9 protein-coding genes are annotated in these 20283 nt (G+C 66.2%); 3 read left to right on the forward strand and 6 right to left on the reverse strand.

Annotated features, from left to right (window positions below):
• Positions 1 to 3 precede the first annotated feature (3 nt).
• The 3 genes from GORHZ_RS16195 to GORHZ_RS30900 form a co-directional block, all read right to left on the reverse strand.
• Entirely contained in the window at positions 4 to 255 is a 252-nt protein-coding gene (locus GORHZ_RS16195) for a hypothetical protein (RefSeq protein WP_217998334.1), read from the reverse strand.
• A 365-nt stretch (positions 256 to 620) separates the two neighbouring features.
• Entirely contained in the window at positions 621 to 1157 is a 537-nt protein-coding gene (locus tag GORHZ_RS16200; protein ID WP_040532292.1) for an antitoxin Xre/MbcA/ParS toxin-binding domain-containing protein, read from the reverse strand.
• Between the two features lie 309 nt (positions 1158 to 1466).
• Positions 1467 to 1637: a hypothetical protein gene (locus GORHZ_RS30900; RefSeq protein WP_006334688.1), complete on the reverse strand. Its 171-nt coding sequence runs from the start codon at positions 1635 to 1637 to the stop codon at positions 1467 to 1469.
• Between the two features lie 339 nt (positions 1638 to 1976).
• On the opposite strand from GORHZ_RS30900, the gene GORHZ_RS16205 reads away from it, so the two are divergent.
• From GORHZ_RS16205 to GORHZ_RS30905, 3 genes are all read left to right on the forward strand, one after another.
• Complete coding sequence (locus tag GORHZ_RS16205; protein WP_006334696.1) at positions 1977 to 2528, forward strand: maleylpyruvate isomerase family mycothiol-dependent enzyme; 552 nt, start codon at positions 1977 to 1979, stop codon at positions 2526 to 2528.
• A 379-nt stretch (positions 2529 to 2907) separates the two neighbouring features.
• Positions 2908 to 3378 carry a helix-turn-helix domain-containing protein gene (locus tag GORHZ_RS31265; RefSeq protein WP_006334698.1) on the forward strand — a complete coding sequence of 157 codons (471 nt, stop codon included), beginning with the start codon at positions 2908 to 2910 and terminating at the stop codon, positions 3376 to 3378.
• Positions 3267 to 4049, forward strand: a complete 783-nt coding sequence (locus GORHZ_RS30905) for an IS630 family transposase (RefSeq protein WP_169330676.1) — start codon at positions 3267 to 3269, stop codon at positions 4047 to 4049. The genes GORHZ_RS31265 and GORHZ_RS30905 overlap by 112 nt, the downstream gene beginning before the upstream one ends.
• Before the next feature lie 13 nt (positions 4050 to 4062).
• Here GORHZ_RS30905 and GORHZ_RS16220 read toward each other — a convergent pair whose 3' ends face one another.
• The 3 genes from GORHZ_RS16220 to GORHZ_RS16230 form a co-directional block, all read right to left on the reverse strand.
• Entirely contained in the window at positions 4063 to 4593 is a 531-nt protein-coding gene (locus tag GORHZ_RS16220) for an arsenate reductase/protein-tyrosine-phosphatase family protein (protein ID WP_006334700.1), read from the reverse strand.
• A complete protein-coding gene (locus tag GORHZ_RS16225) occupies positions 4590 to 18410 on the reverse strand; it encodes a non-ribosomal peptide synthetase (protein WP_006334702.1) in 13821 nt (4606 codons plus the stop codon). The genes GORHZ_RS16220 and GORHZ_RS16225 overlap by 4 nt, the downstream gene beginning before the upstream one ends.
• 189 nt (positions 18411 to 18599) lie before the next feature.
• The gene (locus GORHZ_RS16230; RefSeq protein ID WP_245551443.1) at positions 18600 to 20054 is read right to left on the reverse strand and encodes a DUF4012 domain-containing protein; all 1455 of its coding nucleotides are present in this window, start codon (positions 20052 to 20054) and stop codon (positions 18600 to 18602) included.
• Positions 20055 to 20283 lie beyond the last annotated feature (229 nt).

Genomic DNA, 20283 nt, shown 5'->3' on the forward strand with positions numbered 1-20283 from the left:
CAGTCAGGTGGGCGGCGCCACGATGGTCACCGATGACGGCGGCTGCCGGACCTCGACACCGCACCGACGCGCGGCAACTGACAGACCGACGGAATCCCGACTACCTGGTGGTGGCCAACCCGGATCACCCATCGCACCGAAGAGGGCCACTGCTGTTGCATCTGGGTCGGTGCTGAATCGGGTCTCGTAGCAGATGCCCTCGGCGATGCCCGCCAACGCCGTGGCCCACTGTTGAGGGACCTCGTAGGGCGTCATGGTGCACAGCTCTCGGGTCACCCCGAAATCTACGCTTCCCGGCGAAGTGAGATCGGCGACGTCGCGGGAACGCGGTGGCCGCAGTCGCGACACTTGGCGATCGCCAGCGAATTCCGCAGTGAGGTAACCGAACTCGACGAGTTCGGGCCCGATCGCCACGCGTATGGCGGCTGCTTCGCTCAGCCCGACGTAGCAGGATCCGCGCGGCGGGGCGAGATCGAACCTCCCCTCTCCGCTACCACTGAACCACCACGGACCACGCGACGCCCGATGGCACCGATAGAGATCGACGTCGGTCCCAACCGTAGTAACCGGAAACCTCTCGAGCGGCCCCGTGGGCGGCTTCTGATAGGGGCGTTGACGGTTCATGCACCCCACCGCGCGGAGACACGGCGGGCCGCGTCGACGACATCCTCGATTCGGCGCCCCTCGGTCAGCCAGCTGACCGGGGTTTGACCATCGAGACCTCGGTTGGGACTGCGCATCCACGCCGCGGCAGTCCAGAGGTCCGCATGCACGGTCAGTACCGCCCACACGTCCGCCATCCCGTCGATCAATCTGGCGTCACCGCCGAACTGCCATGCCGGGAACACCCAGGTACGACTGGCATCCGCGAGCTGACAACCTATCAGCCGACCGGTCCGCAGCCTTTTGACGATGGCGGTCTTGGTAATTCCCACGAAGGCGATCACGCCCTGCATGTCGTAGAACGGCCCGATCAGTGCGTCAAAGGGGTCGCCGAGCGGCAACGCCGCGATCATCCGATCAGCAAGGGCGTCGGGATCGTCGAGTGCCGACGTCAGGTCGACTCCTGCGCGCTCCGCTCGTCGCAGACGGTCGTTCAGACGCGTGACGAAAGCCCGGGCCAGCATTGCAACCTGATCATCTGTGGACTTCGACATGAGGTGAATGTACACCTTGAACCCCAAAATCGTACACCGCGAACACCTATGGGCGGTGTCCGCTCGCAGTACTTCGGACGTGCCAGGCGACCATCGGGTTCCTCTGGTCGCCTGAGAACGGGAGAAGGGCACGGAAGGCCCCGACGATGTCTGGACGGCCTGCCCGCGCGGGTGCGGCGGCGCTGAGGCACCCAGGTGCCCTGCCAACGAGCCATGACAAATGGGCCATTTGTTTCCCCGCCGACGACGGCTGCGCGGGTGCCTGATGCTGCCGACGATCTGATCCTGCCGACGACAGAGCACCTCGGCCTAGATTTCCGGCGGCCGCCCCGGTTCGTTGCCACCCATGACGAGTTCGTCGGCCCGCGGCGCCTCGAGCCGATCCCGCACCGCGATCATCCTGCCGATGACCAGCCCGACCACCACTGACACCACGCCCCACACGGTCGCGGCGATGAGTGCGATGGACAAGACCTCCATGTACCCACGGTCCTCGACTTTCCTGAGGAAACCGTGAGAAGAGTCTGACAAAGGACCCCGGTGAGCGAACGCACTGCCTCACCGGGTCTGGCCGATCACCCGGTGTGGTGGCAGATGAGGTCCAGGCGCACCTGGGAAGTCCGGCGTGCACGGAGCCTTTTGCGGTGTCGTGGAAGAGGAACCGGTTCCGAAAGAGCTGCCTGTTCAGTAGAAGACCATGTTCAACAATACTGAACATGGTCATTTACTGAATGGGAAGCACCACTCGACCGCGCACCGATGATTCTCGACAACAACAATCAGAGTCGAAGTAGCCGGCAAGGTTTCGAGGAGGCGCGGATGAGTGAGAACCGGTTGGTGCAGGAGTGGTCCGATGAGCACGTGTGGGCAGCGATCCACACCGAGCGGCGTCGACTGGCCGACGACCTCGCCGATCTTGACGATGCGGCGTGGGCGACGCCGTCGCTCTGCGGCGAGTGGACGGTCGAGGATGTCGTGGCGCACCTGACGGCCGCCGCGAACACCGGCCGGCTGCGCTGGATCCGCAGTGTGCTCGGCGCCCGGTTCAACTTCGACCGCCACAACGCGCGATGCCTGGCCGAGTATCGCGGGACGACTCCGCACGAGACGTTGACCAATTTCCAGGACGCCACCGAGATGTCGATCCAGCCGTCGAAGCCGACCTGGGCGTGGCTGGGTGAGGTGATCGTGCACGGCATGGACATCCGCGTGCCGTTGGGCATCGACACCACACCCGACCTCGAGACCACCGAGTACCTCGCCGGGTGTTTCGTGGGCAAGAACTTCACGGTGCCGTCCAAGGACATGGCACAGGGGTTCACTCTGAGAGCCACCGATGGCACCTTCAGCACGGCGCCAGCCCGGAGGTGAGCGGACCCACCATCGAACTGGTGATGGCAATGGCCGCACGCCCCGATGCTCTGGCCCGTCTGACCGGCAACGGCATCCCGACCCTTGCCGAGCGCATGCGGGCAAAATGACCGTCGGTCGTTCGACGGATTCTGCACGTGTGTTCCAACAGTGCCTGCACCGCATCGATCCCCTTCGAGCAAACGATCGCAAAGGGCCCGGTACCGAAGACAAGAACCAGAAGCCCCGACATCGCCGATGAGCACAACGCGTCGACGATCAAGTTCTTTGACTACGTACGACGGAACGGGTGGACCTTCTAGTGGCGTGTCGCCTTTAATTTGATTGGTATTTGTGATCGGCTGTTTCTGGTTGATAATCGACCAGAGGAGTGACGATCATGCCGCGTCCCAAGCAGTTCACGGTCTCGCTGACGGAGAAGGATCGGGCCGAGTTGACCAGGGTGGTCCGCTCGGGAACCCGCCCTGCCCGGATGATCGTGCGGGCGCGGATCTTGCTGGCATTGGATGAGACCCAGGGGACGGTCTCGGATCGTCGGGTGATCGCCGAACGTGTCGGAACCTCTGAGGGCACAGTGTATTTGGTCGCCAAGCAATTCGATGCCGCCGGCGGAAACATCGACGAGGTGATCACCCGCAAGAAGCGGGCCACCCCGCCGATCGAGCCGAAGATCACCGGCGACGTGGAAGCCCGGTTGATCGCGCTGGCGTGCACCGAGCCACCCGAGGGCCGGTCACGGTGGACGTTGCGCTTGTTGGAGAAACACGTGGCCCTGACCGAGGGGATGCCGCCGATGGATCACTCCACGATCGGGCGGGTCTTAAAAAGGGGGCTCTCAAACCCCACCTGAAGCAGTGTTGGACGATCCCACCCAAGGCCAACGCCGCATTCGTCGCCGCGATGGAAGACGTCCTGGCCGTCTACGCCCGCCCCTATGACCCGCGCTATCCGGTGGTGGTGATGGACGAAAAACCACTGCAACTGCTCGACGACGCCCGTCCGGGAACCCCCTGTGCGCCCGGCCGAATCGCCCGCGAGGACTCCGAGTACGTTCGGTGCGGCACCTGCTCGATCTTCATCTGGGCCGAACCCCTACAAGGGTGGCGACGCGCCTATGCCGAGAACACCCGCACCCGGCTGGACTGGGCTCGAGGCATCGAGCACCTGCTGACCGTCGACTACCCCGACGCCGAGAAGGTCGTGCTGGTCATGGACAACCTCAACACCCATGCCATCGCCTCGCTGTATGAGGCCTTCGCACCGGACAAGGCCTACCAGCTGGCCAGCCGCCTCGACATCCACCACACCCCCAAACACGGCTCCTGGCTCAACATCGCCGAGATCGAACTATCCTGCCTCACCAAACAATGCCTCAGCCGGCGCATCGCCGACCTCGAGTCCCTCAACACCGAACTCGACGCCTGGACCCAGGCCACCAACACCGACGAACGCCAAGTCGACTGGCGGTTCACCACCACCGACGCCCGAATCAAACTTCGGCACTTATACCCGGTCGTTTAGATGCGACATTCTACTAGTCAGTCGTTGCGACAGCCACCCATTCCACCAACCGCTGCACTTGCGGCTCGACCTCGGCGTACACCCGCTCGAAATCCTCCCGCGGATGCCCGATCGGGTCGGCGATGTCGAGCCATTCTGCGTTGGTGTCGACGCGGCCGCGCGCACCCAGGATGTCGTCAAGCGAGCCTACTGACGACAACTCCGCGAACTCGACCAGCGTGAACGCCCGCTTCCACCGCACCGGTACCGCCTGCTGCACCTTCGCCCGATGTTCGCGCGCGAGGCACAGCACCAGATCGGCATCCGACACCATCGACGGACGGAGGTACCGCGACTCGAACCCGTCGGGGTCATAGCGGTGTTCCCGCAGCACGTCGACAGCGTACGGATGCATCTGCTGCCCGTTCAGCGCACCCACGCCCGCGCTGGCCACCTCGACGGACACTCCCGTCGCCGCGGCGATCCCGGCACAGATCCGCTCCGCCATCGGCGATCGGCAAATGTTGCCCGTACAGACGAACAGGATTCTGAGCGGCTCGCTCACCACATCTCCTTCAACCGGCGCCCGATCCACGCCATCACCTCCGGTTGGCCGAAGTCGACGTGCCGGGCGGCCACGTCGACATTCAGCACTGCACCCTCTACCGATCGATCCCAGCCGTCACGCACTGGATTGTCCTCGGCCACGAAGCAGACCACCCGGTCGGCTGCCACCACACCGCCTCGATGATGCCGGAACGACGCGATAACCTGCTCGATCGCCCGACGATGCACCTCGATCGTGCCGCTGATGTCGCGCAGTTCCGCCGATCCCACGCCCAGCCACTCCCCGACAGTATTGTCATCGAGATCCGCCAGTTCCTCGTCAGCGAGGTCGGCGAACTCCTCGGACCGGCGCGCGTCGAGCATCACCAGCAGCTCCACACGTTCCCCGGCGGCCTCCAGCTGCCCAGCGATCTCGTGCGCGAGTACCCCACCGGCCGACCACCCGCACAACCGGTGCGGGCCGTCAGCCTGTCCGGCGCGGATGGCCTCCACGTGGGCCGCGGCCACGTCACCCACTGATACCGCGCGCCCACGCAGGTCGGGCATCTGTACGCCCATCACGCGGACATCCGGCAATTCGGTGGCGAGCGTGCGGTAGTCGACCGCTAGCCCGCTCGCCGGGTGAATACACCAGAGCAGCGGCCGGTCCTCGGAGCCCGGCGCCGACATCTCGACGACATGCTCGATGAGCCAGTCGCCGTCGCCGGGAGCCGCCGTCTCCACTGCCCGCGCCACCTCGGCGGGGGTCGGCGACAGCAACATCGCACCCATCTGCACCGACACACCGGTCCGCCGGTGCACGGCCTGTTGCAGCCGGATGAGCGCCAGTGAGTTGCCGCCCAATGCGAAGAAGTCATCGTCCAGGCCGACCCGAACGCCGAGGACGTCGCGAAAGGCCGCGATCACCGCGGCCTCCGTCTCGGTCTCGGGCCGCCGGCGCGACGACCACTCGACCTCCGGCAGCCGACCCTCATCGACGGTGCCCGACGCGGTCCAGGGGATCTCCTCGACCTCGACGATCCGTGCCGGCACCCGCTGCCGCACGAGCTCCCGACGACATGCTCCCATCAGGTCGTCCACCGATACCGCATCATCGAGCACCACAAAGGACACCAGCGACGCCCCGGCAGGCCCTGACCGCAGGACCGTCGCCGCCTGCAACGCGCCCGACCGGCGGAGCATCGTGTCCACCTCGCCGAGTTCTAACCGCTGTCCTCGCAGCGTCACCTGATGATCCGTGCGACCGACATAGACCACTCCATCAGGGACGAGGCGCGCGAGACCGCCGGTGCGATACCACCGTTCTCCGCCCGGGCCGGCCACGAATCGGGCCGCGGTCACCGTGGCATCACCCGGCACGCCCACGGCGAGAGCCGTTGCGCGCACATACAGCTCACCGACGACCCCGGGCGGGACCGATTGCAGTCGTCCGTCCAGAATCCGCAGACCGACGCCGCGGAGCGGAGCACCGGCCGATACGAGGTCGCCCGGCAGGTTCAGTCGGAGTTCCTCGGGCGCATCGGTTCCCGGCATCGCCGACAGGCGCTCGACGGCGCAGCGCTCGTCCTCGGTCAGCAGTGACATGGCAGAGACCCGCGAGACATGCCCATCAGAGACAATCTCCACAGCGCGCGAGATACGTTCTCCGAGTCGATCGATGAGGGATTCGTCGAACAACTCAGCCGCGTAGACGAGATCAAACGACCATTGGCCGCCGACCAGTGCCGCGGCGATCTGGAGATCGAATTCGCTATCGGAAGAGGGAATCTCGATGTCGTCGAAGGCAACATCGGACGGCAACGGATCGGCCACCACGAACGACACCTGCGCGAGCGGTTGCCGGGCGGGGATGCGCGGCAGTCCCAGCGCCGCAACGACGTCATCGAACGGAACCAACGAGTGGTCTTGCGCCGCCACGTCGGCGGCGCGGACCGACTCGACGAATCCGCCGACCGACATACCAGAGTCGAATCGTGTCCGCAGCGCGACGGTGGACACCATCATCCCGGGGACATCCGCCAGCCGGCGGTCGCGTCGCAGCGACACCGGCGACGCGACCACGACGTCATTGGTGCCGGCCTGCGCCGACAGCGCCAGCGCGACCGCGGCATGCAGCACATGGAATTCCGTGACGCGATACCTGCGCATGGCGTCGTGAATACCTTCAACAGCGCTCTCGGGCAGCCGGATTCGACGATGCGCTGTCCGAAGAGTGCTGCGTTGTGCCCGGCGGGGTGCGAGTTCGAGCACACCGGGGTAGCCGGCGAGAGCCTCACGCCAGTAGTCCAACTCGGCGTCATGCCGTGTACCGGCGGAGGCATCGAGCCATCGTACGGCCTGCGCGTAGCCGATCCCGGGTGCGACAGGTCCGGCGCCGGCGAGCAGTCGGCCAAGGTCGCGACGCAGGAGGTCCGCTGACTCACCGTCGACCGCGATGTGATGGGCGATCAGCGCAACCGAGACGGGGGCATTCGACTCGTCTACCAGGATGATGAACCTGATCGGCGGCTCGGAGCCGAGGTCGAACGGCGTCGCCATCACATCGGCGGCGCGCGCGTATGTGGCCTCGCTGCCAGGCAGCCGAATGATCGATGGCGTAGCCGTCTCGACAATCTGCCGCGGCCCGCCAACGGAGTCGACGTATCGGGTTCGCAACACCGGATGTGCTGACACGAGTTCAACGATGGCGCGTTCCACGTCCTCGACGCTTACGGCCAGTTCGCGCGTGTCGTCGATCGGTATCACCACGGGCACCACGTAGGTTGCCGCCTGCGGGAACATCATCGAGTGCGTCCAGAGCCGCCGTTGGGTCGGCGCCAGCGGGAGGTCGACGGTGTCGTCGGGGAAGCTCTCCAGCGCCGGCAATTCCGCCTGCGATCCGGCGGACGCCGACAGCGCGGGAGCAAGCTGTTTCGGTATCGGATAGTCGAACAGGAGTCTCGCCGGAACCTGCACCCCAAGCAATGACCCGAGGACGGTCGCCACCCGCGTCGCCGACAGCGACGTTCCGCCGAGCGTGAAGAAGTCGTCATCGACGGTGACGAACGCTGGGTTCAGCGCGAGCACATCCGCCATCACCACCGCCACTCGCTCCGCCGTCACCCCGCCGACAGCACCCACGACCTCACCGGCAGCACCCCGATCCCCGAGGACACCGACAAGAGCTTCGCCGACGGCACCTGAATTCCCGCCGACGGCGTCCCGGCCAACCGCCGGGAACGGCACATCCAGCCCCGCTGCCGCAGCAGTGAGCAACTCGACGACGTCCCCGAGCAGCGCCTCGGCAACATCGGCGGGCACATACGCGGAGTGCACCATCGAGATGTTCAGTCCGTCGGCGCACCCCGACAACACGACCTCGACGTCATACTTCGCGTCGACAACGCCGCAGTCGCCGACGATCTCCACCACCACCGATCCCGCCCCGCCCGGTGCGTGCATCGAGAACTGCCCACTCACCGAACCCAGCACATCCTGGTTGACTAGCAGCACCGAGATCAGTGGGTCGTCGCCGCCTTGCGCGTCCGGCCGCGCTGCACGCGCGACTGACTCGTATGGGATGTCGCTGTGCTCAGCGGCCTCCAGCGACACGTCGCGCACGTGGGCGACCGCCTCGCGGATCGACATCCTTGGGTCCAGTCGAGTCCGCAGCGCGACGGTGTTGACGAACATCCCGACCACCGATTCCCATTGCGACGCAGTGCGTCCGTACACCGGCGTCCCAACAACGAGATCCAACTGCCCCGCCCACTGGCCCAGTACTGAGGCGAGAGCCGCATGCACGACCTGCAGCACGGTCGACGATGCCGACTCCGCCGCCTGCGCCACCGAAGCGGCCACATCCGCATCGACGTGCCGCGCAACTCGACCCCCACGATCACCCGGAGCCACACGTTCACGCCGCCCGGGCAACCGCAGCGGCTCGCCCACGCCCCCCAGCACCCGGGTCCAGTATCCGACGTCGTTCATGTAGCGGCTCGACGGATCGTCGGGGTCCCCGAGACGTGCGATCTGCCACTGGGTGAAGTCGGCATAGGTCAGCTCGTCAGTAGGCAAATCATCGCCGCGATAGGCAGACACCAGATCCTGGAGCAGAACCCGCATCGACCACCCGTCAACGGCGACGTGATGGAACACCAGCGCCAGCACTCGCTCATCACCGGCACCGAACAGCGCTGCGCGGAAGCCAGTCTCAATGGTCAGTTCAAACGGCGCCGCAGCGAACTCAGCAACAGCGGCCTCCGAGCAATCCGGCCGGATGGCCAACCCCGGCAACCTCGAGGCCTCCCGCTGCACCGGCCCGGCTTCGGTGTCAGGGTAGGTCATCTGCAGGCTGTCGTGCGCGGCGACCACCGCGTCGACGGCCCGTCGCAGCCGGTCGACGTCGAGCGCCCCGACGATACGCAGCACCACCGGAATGTGATACGCGGTCGACGACGGGTCGTACCGATGATGAATCCACATGCGGCGCTGCGCATACGACAGAGGAAGCCTATCCGGCACCGGCAGATGCTGCGGCACAGGGCCGGCCACGCCGCTGGGAACGGAGTCGACAAAGGAGGCAACACCGCGCACCGACCGCGCTTCGAACATCACCCGCAGCGGCACGTCGCGGCCCGTCTGCTCCGACAGCCGCGCCACGGCCCGTGTTGCTGACAGCGACGTGCCGCCGAGCGCGAAGAAGTCGGTATCCGCGCCGATGGCGCCCATGGGCACGTCTAGCACATCGGCCCAGACATCGGCGACCAGACGTTCCGTCTCAGTCCCCAAGGCACCGCCACCTGCGGGCGGCAAGGCCAACGGGTCAGGCAGAGAAGCAAAGTGGACCTTGCCGTTCGGCCCGATCGGCAGACCCTCGACGACGACGATCGATGCCGGGATCAGACTGCGCGGCAACAGGTCCGCGAGTCCTACCCGAATCTCTTCCGAGGACGGAGCGGAATCAGCAACGACCACCCACGACACCAGCACGTTCTCGCCCGCCGGGGTACGCCGCAACCCGGTCACCGACGCAACAACCCCCGCCACCCTCGACAACGCGCCGTCGATCTCCCCAGGTTCCACCCGGACACCGCGCACCTTGAGCTGGTCATCAATGCGTCCATGGATCACGAGCGACCCGTCCGACCGACGGTGCACGATGTCGCCAGTGCGATACATCCGCACACCGGAACGGGAGGGATGGGCAACGAACGCCGATGAAGTCACGCCCGGAGCATCCCGATATCCGCGTGCCAGCCCGGCCCCGGCCAGGTACAACTCCCCGACCGTGTAGTCCGCCACCGGCCGCAACTTGGCATCCAGCACAAGCATTTCCACACCTGGCAGCGCTGTTCCGACACCAACAACATCGTCAGCCCGAAGTTCTGCGCTCGAACAGGCAACCGTCGCCTCGGTGGGACCGTATTCGTTGGTGACCGCAGCCGACGACGCCCACTCGGGGACGAGTCCGGGCCCGGGTGCCTCCCCACCGATGACGACACGCCGCACCGCAGGAACCTCACCAACACGAAGGGTGCCGAGCACCGAGGGCGTGGTCAGCAGCACGTCGACATCACTGTCGACCACGGACTGTCGCAACTCGTCACCGGCCAGCACCGCGGGCGGGCACACGACGATGGTGCTGCCTGCCACCCACACCGGCACCAATCCCATCAGGTGTGCGTCGAATCCGGTGGCGTAAGTGTGCATCGCCCGATCCCCGAGGCCTAGTCTGAGTCGCCGCGCAGTCTCCCGCGCCCACCCCCGCAACCCGCGGTGGGTGACCTCGACGCCCTTCGGGGTTCCAGTGCTCCCCGAGGTGAAGGCCAGGTAGGCGACGTCGTCGACGGACAGCGGGCGCACACGCTCGGCAACATCGAAGACCCCGACCCCGTAAGCCTCCGAACCGAGTGGCTGATGATCCACCTCGACTACCGCGGCCCCCGCCGAAACCGGCACCAAATCCGCGGACAGGGTCAACACCACCGTCGGCCGCGCGCTCGCCAACACTGTCCGCCGCCGTTCCACCGGGTCTGCGGGGTCTACGTTGACGAACGCCGCGCCGCTCTTGGCGACCGCCAGGGTCCCGACAACCCCGAAAACCGACCGCGGAAGATGCAGCGCAACAACGTCTCCAGGGCCCGCACCCGCGCCGATAATGCGCCGCGCGAGCATGGTCGACAGCTGATCGACGTCGGCACCACTCAGCGCAGCATCGAAGCCCGGGAACCGGTGGGCGACGTCGACAACCGCCGGTTGGCCCACAAACCGGGTCAAACCCGAAGCCAGAAGCTCATACAGCGTCTCAACTCCAGCAGTCTCGACACCCGACTCCACCGAGGACACCAGATGCGCCACGGTCGGCTGCTCCGGCGCCTCGACAACGGCCACCAGCAATGCCTCCACGGCAGCTACCAACCCGGCAAGCCGCTCGGCACCGGCCACGTCGTCGACGCAACTCGCCGCCAGATGCAGACGTCCACCCGAACGGAACACGGAAACATCGAGCCCGAACAGCGGACGTGGCGGCGGCACCAGCTGTTGCCCGAGGCCCACCGACTCCTGAACCTCGCCGAGCGCCACCTCAAAGAGCGATCGTCCGGCACCGATCCGGCCGGGGTCGGCGAGAGCGGCGATCTCGGCCAGCGGCAGGTCGGCGTGCGCGAAGGCGCCGACATCGGCGGTGGTGATCTGCGAGAGCAGATCCCGGAACGGGAGCTCGAGGTCGATGTCGTTGCGCAGCGGGACCGCCCGCGCGAACAGCCCCGCAACACCGGCGAGCCGCGCATCGAGCCGACCGGACTGCGCCGCCCCGACGACGACCGATTCCGCGCCTGCCTGCCGCGCCAGCACGGCGGCCAGCACCGCATGGACGATGATGAACGGCGTCGACCGTGCATCCACCGCAAGCGCGTCGAGCCCCGCGGTGTCTGCCTTGGACAGCGCTACGTCGACCCGATTCACCCGTCCAGTGCCGCGAGCCCGCAAGTCCATCTCCGGAAGACTCAACGGCGCAACCGGTTTTGCGAACACACCGGCCCAATATACCGCCAACTCCGCGCGACGCCGTTCGAGCATCGCGTTGCGCCACAGCGAATACTGCCGGTAATCGATCCTCGAGCCGCCCTCCTCAGCCGATGCACCGGCGAGCACCGCCGCGAAGTCTGCCCGCAGAATCTCCAAAGACTCGCCATCGATCGCGATGTGATGCGCGACGACGAGCAGCCACCGCGCATCATCGGCCGTCTGGACCAGACGCATCCGCCACGGCAGATCCGCTGCCAGGTCGATCGGCGTCGCCAGATCCCCAAGCGCCGCACCAAGGTCTCCCACGACGTCGACCTCATCGAGCCCTGTCCGGGACAGAACCGACGAGACCTCCTCGTGGGACCACAGCCGTTGATACGGCAGCCCGTCATGAAGCGGGAACGACGTCCGCAGCGCCTGGTGCCGGCCGGCCACCGCAGAAACCGCATCCCGCATAGAAGTACCCGGCGGCACCGGGATCGCTGCAGGGAGCAGATAGCCGGTGAACTCCGGGTCCGCCCGCCAGCGCAGCCACAGATCTTGCTGCTCGGGTGTCAGCGCGAGCCACTCAGACTCCGCCCGCCACACACTCAGTGACGGCAGCCCTTCACGGGCTGCCGGAATGTCGTCCAACAGCGCGGCGAGCCCCTCCACGGTCGGATACTCGAACACGCCCGCCACCGTGACACCGTGCTCTCCGAGCCGGGCCGCGAGCCGCGCCGCCGACAACGAGTTACCACCAACGGCAAAGAAATTCGTCTCGGGCGTCAGCGGCACCTCGGAACCGACGACCGCCCGCACCGCGGTCGCCACCACCTCTTCGGCCGAGGACAACGGCCGCGACACCACACTCTCAGCCGACAACCCTGCCAACAGCTCCCTGCGATCCAGCTTCCCGGTATCGGTCATGGGCCACCGCGTCACCACACCAACCCGCGAAGGCACCGCATACGCGGGCAGCCGCGACGCACACTCACCGAGCAGTTGCGTCTCCCCGACCATCTCATCACCCGCTAAGACGAACGCAACCAGCCGTTCGTCCCCACGCCGCGCACCCGACTCGACGACCACCCGCACGTCGCTCACCCCGTCGATATCGTGCAACGCAGCCGCGACCTCGGCCGGATCGACGCGGTGACCGCGGATCTGCACCTGGTCGTCCGCGCGCCCGAGGTAGGCGAGCTGATCGGAACCGATACGTCGCACGATGTCGCCGGTCCGGTAGCGGCGAGTGCCATCCGGTTGAGAGACGAAGCGTTCCGCAGTCAGCTCCGGCGAGCGCAGGTAGCCCGACGACACCTGCGACCCGGACACCCACAGTTCGCCACGCCCGCCGACCGGTACCGGCTGGCCGCGGTCGTCGAGCACGTGCAGGCCGATGCCGTCGAGTGGGACGCCGATGATGCTGCGTTCGTCATCGACGTCGACGTCACTCCAGGTGAGATGCACAGTGGTCTCGGTGATCCCGTACATGTTGATCAGTCGCACGCCGGGGTTCTGGTGGGCCCAGGAACGCAGCGACGCAGGGTCCAGCGCCTCGCCGCCAAAGACGACGCAACGCAGCGACGTGGCCGCCACAGCCGATTCATCCCCGCGGATGTGCCGGCGGACGAGCGGGTCGATGAACCGACTGAAGGACGTCGGGGTCTGCGAGAGGATCGTGACGCCGTGTGCATCCGCCGCCGCGACGAACGCCGCGGGGTCTCGGACGGTCGCTTGGTCGAGGACCGCGATGGCGCCACCGGACGCCAACGCGCCGAAGATCTCCCACACCGAGAAGTCGAAGGCATAGGAGTGCGCCCAACTCCAGACGTCGGTCTTTCCCGCCGCGACGACATCCAGGCCCGCACCAAGCATCGCGGCGAGGTTGTCGCGGGTGATCACCACTCCCTTCGGCGTACCGGTGGAACCGGAGGTGTGGATCACGTAGGCGCCGCCGGGCACCGGGCCGCCTCCCATGCCCAGACCGGGACCGACGGTGACGACGAGATCATCGAGGATGATCGCGGCGGCTGAGGTGTCGGCGAGCAGCGTGTCAATACGCGTCTGCGGGTAGGTCGGGTCGATCGGCACATAGGCGGCCTCGGCCAGCAGCACACTGACCATCGCGACGACGGTGTCGGCGCTGCGGCCCATCATCAACGCGACGCGGTCGCCGTACCGCACGCCCTGAGCCCTCAGCTCGTCGGCTACCTGACGAGACCGGACAACCAACTCGCCGTACGTGATTCGCGTGTCCCCGTCGAGCACCGCCGCCGAGTCCGGACATGCGGCGGCCCGTTCGAGGAGCGCGCGAATCGGATCGATGGACTGTGTTCGCCGGGGCGACGGAGCAGGTGCCTCGACTGCGGGCAGACGGTCGCCGACAACACAGGTCTTCTCGGCGCGGGCCAGATTCCCGATTGTCTCGACAAAGGCGTCGAGAATCTTTGCCGCACCGAGGATATCCACGCGATATTCCGCGACGGTCAGGCCGACCTGCAGGCCGTCGGCGCCGTCATCTGTCACCGTGAACTCGAGGGAGGTGCGGGCGACTCCGGTCCGCAACGGCTCACTTGCCACGATGGGGTCCCCGGATGCGATCGCGGTGCGGTCGGGGGTGTAAGCGAGGATGACGTCGGGCAGTGTGGCAGGTGCCGATTCACCGTGCCGGACAGCGTCGGCAAGCGCGGTCGTCGATGAAACGACCGCGTCGGCGACGGTCTGATCAAGCACGCCGGTCGACCGCAGCGGGACGGTCTGGACGAACATGCCCACCTGGGCAAGTGCATCGGTGGTGGCGCGTCCGGCGATTGGAACGGCGATGACGGTGTCGTCGGATCCCGTGAACTGCGCCAGCGTAGCGGCGAGAGCGACGTGCAGCACGCTATGCAGGGTGACGCCCAGGCTACCGGCGCGTTGAGTCGCGGCCCGGGTCACCTCGGCGCCGATGCTGCGGTCGAGGTAGGCGGCCTGTCCTGCGGTCAGTCCGGTTGTCCCTGGAATCGCGGGTTCGGGCAGGGCGAGATGCTCAGGTGCGTCGTCGAGAATCTCGGCCCAATACTCCCCTCCCCCAAACCGATCTGGGTCGTCGGCAACCGCTCCCGAGAACGGGGCCGCAGAATGTGACCATCGTGGCTCGACGCCGGCGCGGCGAGCCCGCACCGCGGTCGCGAAGTCGGCGAGCAGGATCGGCACCGACCATGCGTCCAGCGCCACGTGGTGGCCGACCAGCACCATGGTCATGCCCCCCGATCCCTGAGGAGCGAGCTTGCGAGCATCCCCTGATCCCTGAGGAGCGAGCTTGCGAGCACCCCCTGATCCCTGAGGAGCGAGCTTGCGAGCGTCTCGAAGGGTCTCGTCGAGAACCGCCCGCCACGGCGGTGCAGTCGTGAGGTCGAACGGCGCGGTCACCGCGGCCCGAACGCCAGCCTCGTCGAGCCGGGCCAGGCTGATCGGCGGACTGGAGGTCACCTGCTCGACGGGGAGAACACGTCCGACGGGCTCGCCTTCGGCATCCGCGGGGAACACCGTGTGCAGGGCCTCGTGCCTGACTGCAACGTCAAGGAGTGCCAAACGCACGGTGTCGGCGGTGATGCCAGGAGCGATCGTGAGCCGGACCGGCAAATGGTAGACAGGCGAGGCGGGTTCAACGCGATTGAGCAGCCAGATCTCCCGCTGGGCGCGGGTGGGCCGGAAGGTGGCCCGGTGCAGGATGTCCTGTGCCGGCGCGAGATGCCGGGCCAAGCGCACCACGTCGGCGATCTCCGCGAGGGTGGCCGCGACGCCGAGGTCATTGAGCCGGATTTCGACGTGCTCGCGGGCACCCAGCTGAGCGGCGATGTGCAGCAACGACAGCGACGTCGCGCCCAGCTCTAGCAACCCGGCGGTCATGGACGGGTTCCGGACGTCAAGGATGTCGCTCACCACGTCCGCAACCGCTTGTTGCAGATCGTCCTGCGGCGCAACATACACGGCTGGCTCGTCGGGTGCGTTCTCGATCGCGGTCCGCGCAGCGGTGCGATCGAGTTTCCCGGTCCCGCCGAGCGGCATGGCATCGAGGACGACGATGCGCCGCGGCCACATGACCGGCGGCAGGGCCATGGTGAGGTGACGTCGGATGGCGTGCGGGATCGACGCGCGGTCGCCACCGTCCGCGACTGTGACCCCGAGGTCGATCACCTTGCCGAATTCCGTGTCGGTGAGCACCGCCACCGCCTCGACCACCCCGGCGATGTCAGCGCCGGCCCGTTCGATCTCGGCTGGTTCGACGCGGACACCGCGGATGGAGAACTGGTGGTCATTGCGGCCGTGGTAGTGAAGCGATCCGTCGGCGGCATCGATGCGTCCCAGGTCACCGGTGCGGTACATCCTGGCACCATTGCCCCAAGGGTTGGCGACGAAATGGTCTGCGGTACTTGCGGTCTGACCGAGGTAGCCGAGCGCGATCTGGGGACCGGCCAGATAGAGCTCACCGATCACGCCGGACGGAACGGGCCGCAACCGGTGATCGAGCACCAAAACGGTGGCGCCGGGATTCGGGAGTCCGATCGGGACCTGACGCTCCGACGAAGTGCCCGGCACGAGGGTCGCGGTCACCGCGTACAAGGTGAACTCGGCGGGACCGTACAGATTGTAGGCCGAGTGCGTCGCGGTCAGTCGTGCGGCGAGCGCCGAGGGTAGTGCCTCCCCCGTAGAGATGACCCGCTCGGGCAGTTGATCCGTCGGGATCGTCGCGAGGATCGACGGCGTCGCCATCATGTGAGTGATGTCGGAAGCGGCGAGGACGTCACCGAGGTGCGGGGTCGGGCCGGGCGCGGGCACCATACACAACCCGAGGGTCACACTGGCGAGGAGTTCGGTATGGACCGCGTCGAACATCGGCGAGGCGAGGCCGATCAGTCGCCCCCCGGAGTCGTTGCCGCCGAACGGTTCACGCAGCGCCTCGACGAGGGTGCTGAGTCCTCGATGCGGGACGGGGATGCCCTTGGGTTCGCCGGTGGTGCCTGAGGTGAAGACGAGGTAGGCAGGTTCGTCGAGGTGGGGTCGTGCGTGATCAAACGCCGTCGGCTCGAGTCGGGACAACTCCTCGAGCGTCAGCACCGTGCGCCCGCCACTGACGCCGGCAACATCGCGGGCCACCGTGACCACGGGATCGGCCGCCGCGAGAATGCGGTCGATCCGCGCCTGGGGTTGGGTGGGATCGATCAACAGAATGGTGGCGCCGGTGCGGGCGACGGCCCACCACGCGAACATCTGATCGGCCCCGCGACCCACCATGATGGCCACCACAGTGCCCGGCTGGGCACCAAGCCCACCGAGCCGGTCCGCGAGTTCGCTTGCTCGCAAGTCGAGTTCGCGGAAGGTCAACCGGATGTCGTGACCCGTTGCGGCCCCGTCAAGGGCTGCAGAGTCCGGGTGCTGGGCAACCGCATCATCCAGGAACTCCACGAGCGTCCGCGGCACGGCGGCCACGGTCGGCAGCGGCGGCTGCGGCACAACCAGCGGAAGTTCGTCGACGACGCTGTCCGGCCTCGTGAGCAGCGCGTCGGCGTAGGTATGCAGCATCGCCAGGAGTTGGCGGTGGTGCTCGGCCACTTCTGCGCCATCGTAGCGGTTGGGGTTGGCCTCGATATCGACGACGAGTCCGGGATCACCGCTGCCGGCGGACGGATAGATATTGACGGAGAGATCGTCGACGGGGCTGGTGGTGAGCACGTGAAAGGTGGCGGTGGCGTCACCGCAACGGAATTCGCGGTCGAACAGCATGATGTTGAGCATCGGGCCGGCGAGGCCCCGATACCCCAACTGGCTCGTACCGAGTGCGGAGCTGTCGGAGGCGGCCAGGTCCGAGCGGATGTCTTCATACCGGTAGCGCTGGTGCCGCAGTGCACCCATCATCGCCGACTGGGTGCTGCGCAACGCCTCAGCGACCGTAACCGTCGGCCCGACACGGGTACGCAAGGGCACCACGTTGGACACCGGCAGCGAGGTTCGACGGAGCGCTGCGGTGGTGCGGGCGGCGACGGGAAGGTTGATGATGACGTCGTCGCTGGCCGTGACACGAGACATGTACACCGCAAATGCGGTGGCCACCAGGGCGGGCACGGTTGTTGACGCCTGCCTGGCCGCTGTATTCAGCGCGAGAAGGGTGGGCTCGGGGATACACGCGGACTCCGATCGGGCGACCGCTGCAGGAGGCCCCGAGCGGTGGGCCAGCGAGGCAGGGATCGGCATACCCGCCAGCGCGGCGCGCCAGTGGTCCCGGTCTGTACCGAAACGGCTCGAGTTGCGGTAGTCCCGGTCCGCATCGGCCGACGCCTCGAACGGCGTCAGTGTCGGCGGCTCAACCTCCTGGCCCGCGATGGCCACGGTATACGCATCGAGGGCACCGACGATTCCACCCTTCGCCGACACCCCATCCGCGGTGAGGTGGTGGGTGCGGATGTAGAACAGGAACCGCTCGTCGGCGACGTGGAAGAGGTACCCGACGGTGAGTCGGTCGGTGAGGGGATCACGTGGCGACGAGTAGTCGTCGACCATCAGTTCGTGGGCACGCGCGTCCGGGTTGGGTTCTCCGCGAAGGTCGACGTAGTCGGGGGCATTCGACAGTTCCGGCCGGTAGACCCCGACAACCTCGTTGTTGATCCGAGCGAACTCCACCTGAAAGGCCCGCAGGTCACCTACGTAGTTGCCGACCACGTTGAGGAAGATCGGGATGTCGACAGGCCCGACCAGCTCGGTGTATTGCGCAATGTTGAGCGGTAGTCCCGGCAGGGCGACCTGGGTGTTCAACAGGGAGCGCTGGGCCGCGTTGAGGGGAAACACCGTCGATCGAGTAGCTTCGCGCGAGCGCAGCCTGCCCAAAGCGTCGCCACCCGTCGATCGAGTAGCTTCGCGCGAGCGCAGCGAGCCCAAAGCGTCATCACCCGCCGATCGAGTAGCGTCGTGCGAGCGCACCGAGCCCGAAGCGTATCGAGATCCCTCAGCCTCCGATTGCACACTCATCAAAAGAACTCACTTCTCGTCCCCGCAGGTCGGCACGTCCACGTTGACCGTGGGTGTGTCGACGAGCGGTTGAATCGGCACCTGCACATCGCCGTGCGCCGATGTAGGTTCGTTGAGTCTGAGTTTTACCTCGACGCTTTTTCCAGCGGGTATGCGAACTTGGGTCACCGCAACCGGATGCCCTTGCAACGATCCCTCCCAATAGAACTCCGGGCCACCGTTGACGGTAAGGTCCAGCACGTTTGCACCTTTGGTCAGAGTGAACTGCACGTTCGCGAAGTTCGTGCCGAGTGGCAGGTCTGCGCTGGGGGCACCCATCGAACCGATCACGTACTTCGGGAGCGACAGGTCGGTCAGGGTGTTGGTCAGCTTAACCGTCACCGTGCTACCTCGTGTTTCTCCCGTGCATGCGTCAGCGGCGTAGCTGATTTCACGTTTCAGGTAGTAATCGATCTTGTTGCCGGCAACGTTGCCGATTGTGACATCAGCCAACGACGCCATGCTGTCGGGTAGCTGGTGACCGAGGTCGGTGCTCTCGAGGAGTTCTTGCTCCTCGGGTCGGGTGCTGTAGATCATGATCCGACGATCAGAAACACCATGACCGAGCGCCTCCAGCAGCGCGCCGGTGCTGGCCGTCGTGTTGGATATCTGTTCGACGGTCGCTTTGGCGATAGTCTGCAGATACGCCTTGCGCTCCGCGTTGTCGCCGGCAAAGCGCTCATAGGACGTGGACAGGGTGATCGGTACTACATTGTCGGCAGTGATCTTCTCACCATCCGGCAGGGTCACGGGCCCAGTGACGTCGAGAACGTAACTCAGCGCGATCGGATCGATAGCGATGGCACCGTCGAGCAGCTGACCGGTCTGGTGCTTCCAGTTGGCAATCCAGATACGCGCAGCGTCCGGGAAACTCGGACTGATATTATTGTTGCGGTTGTCGGTGTAGGCGTGAGTCCAAGTATAGAGGTCGTTGAACTCAGAGCCCAAGTTGACCTGCCGAACGCGCGGATTTTCCAGCTCTGCATTCTGGCCTAGCGTCGGTGTGCTGACACGCCCATTACGCGCATCAACGATCGCGAATGCTCCGAGCAGGCCACCGGTGGCCCGCGCTTCAGAAGGTGTCTGAATTGCGAGGAAATAGCTACGGCCGCCCGAAATGCCCACCATGTCCGGAACGAGACGGGCAGCAATGTCAGCATTGCCAAGCATTTCGGCAGCCCGACTGGCCTTTGAGTGCAGTTCGGCATGTGCATCGGCGACCGGTCCGAACCAGCTAGGTGCGATTGCATCAATCTCCGCAGCGATCTGACGCGAACTCACCGCCAGGTCCTCAAGGGAGTGCTGCATCGCATTCAACCGTCTGACGGTTCCCTCGGTGTCTGCTCCACCAGAACCAAACACAGAAGCCAGTTCTGTCGACGGCACAAGTACCTCCGTTGCGAGATCATCGACCGCGTCAGCCATCTCCTGAGCAGACTTCAATGGACTCCCCAGCCATGGAATTGATGCAACTACAGACCAGACCACACCATGGACGCGATCCGACGCGACTTGTGCTTGGACCCGCGCTCCGTTCGCGCTCGTCTTTGCTGAGCTAGCGTCCCCAGAAAGAAGGCTCCTTTGTGCTTCGACCACGTTAGCTTGAGCAGACGCTAAGTCGGAACGCAACTGACTTGCCGAAAAATAGAGCCAT

Source organism: Gordonia rhizosphera NBRC 16068 (genome assembly GCF_000298195.1).
Taxonomy (GTDB): Bacteria; Actinomycetota; Actinomycetes; order Mycobacteriales; family Mycobacteriaceae; genus Gordonia; species Gordonia rhizosphera.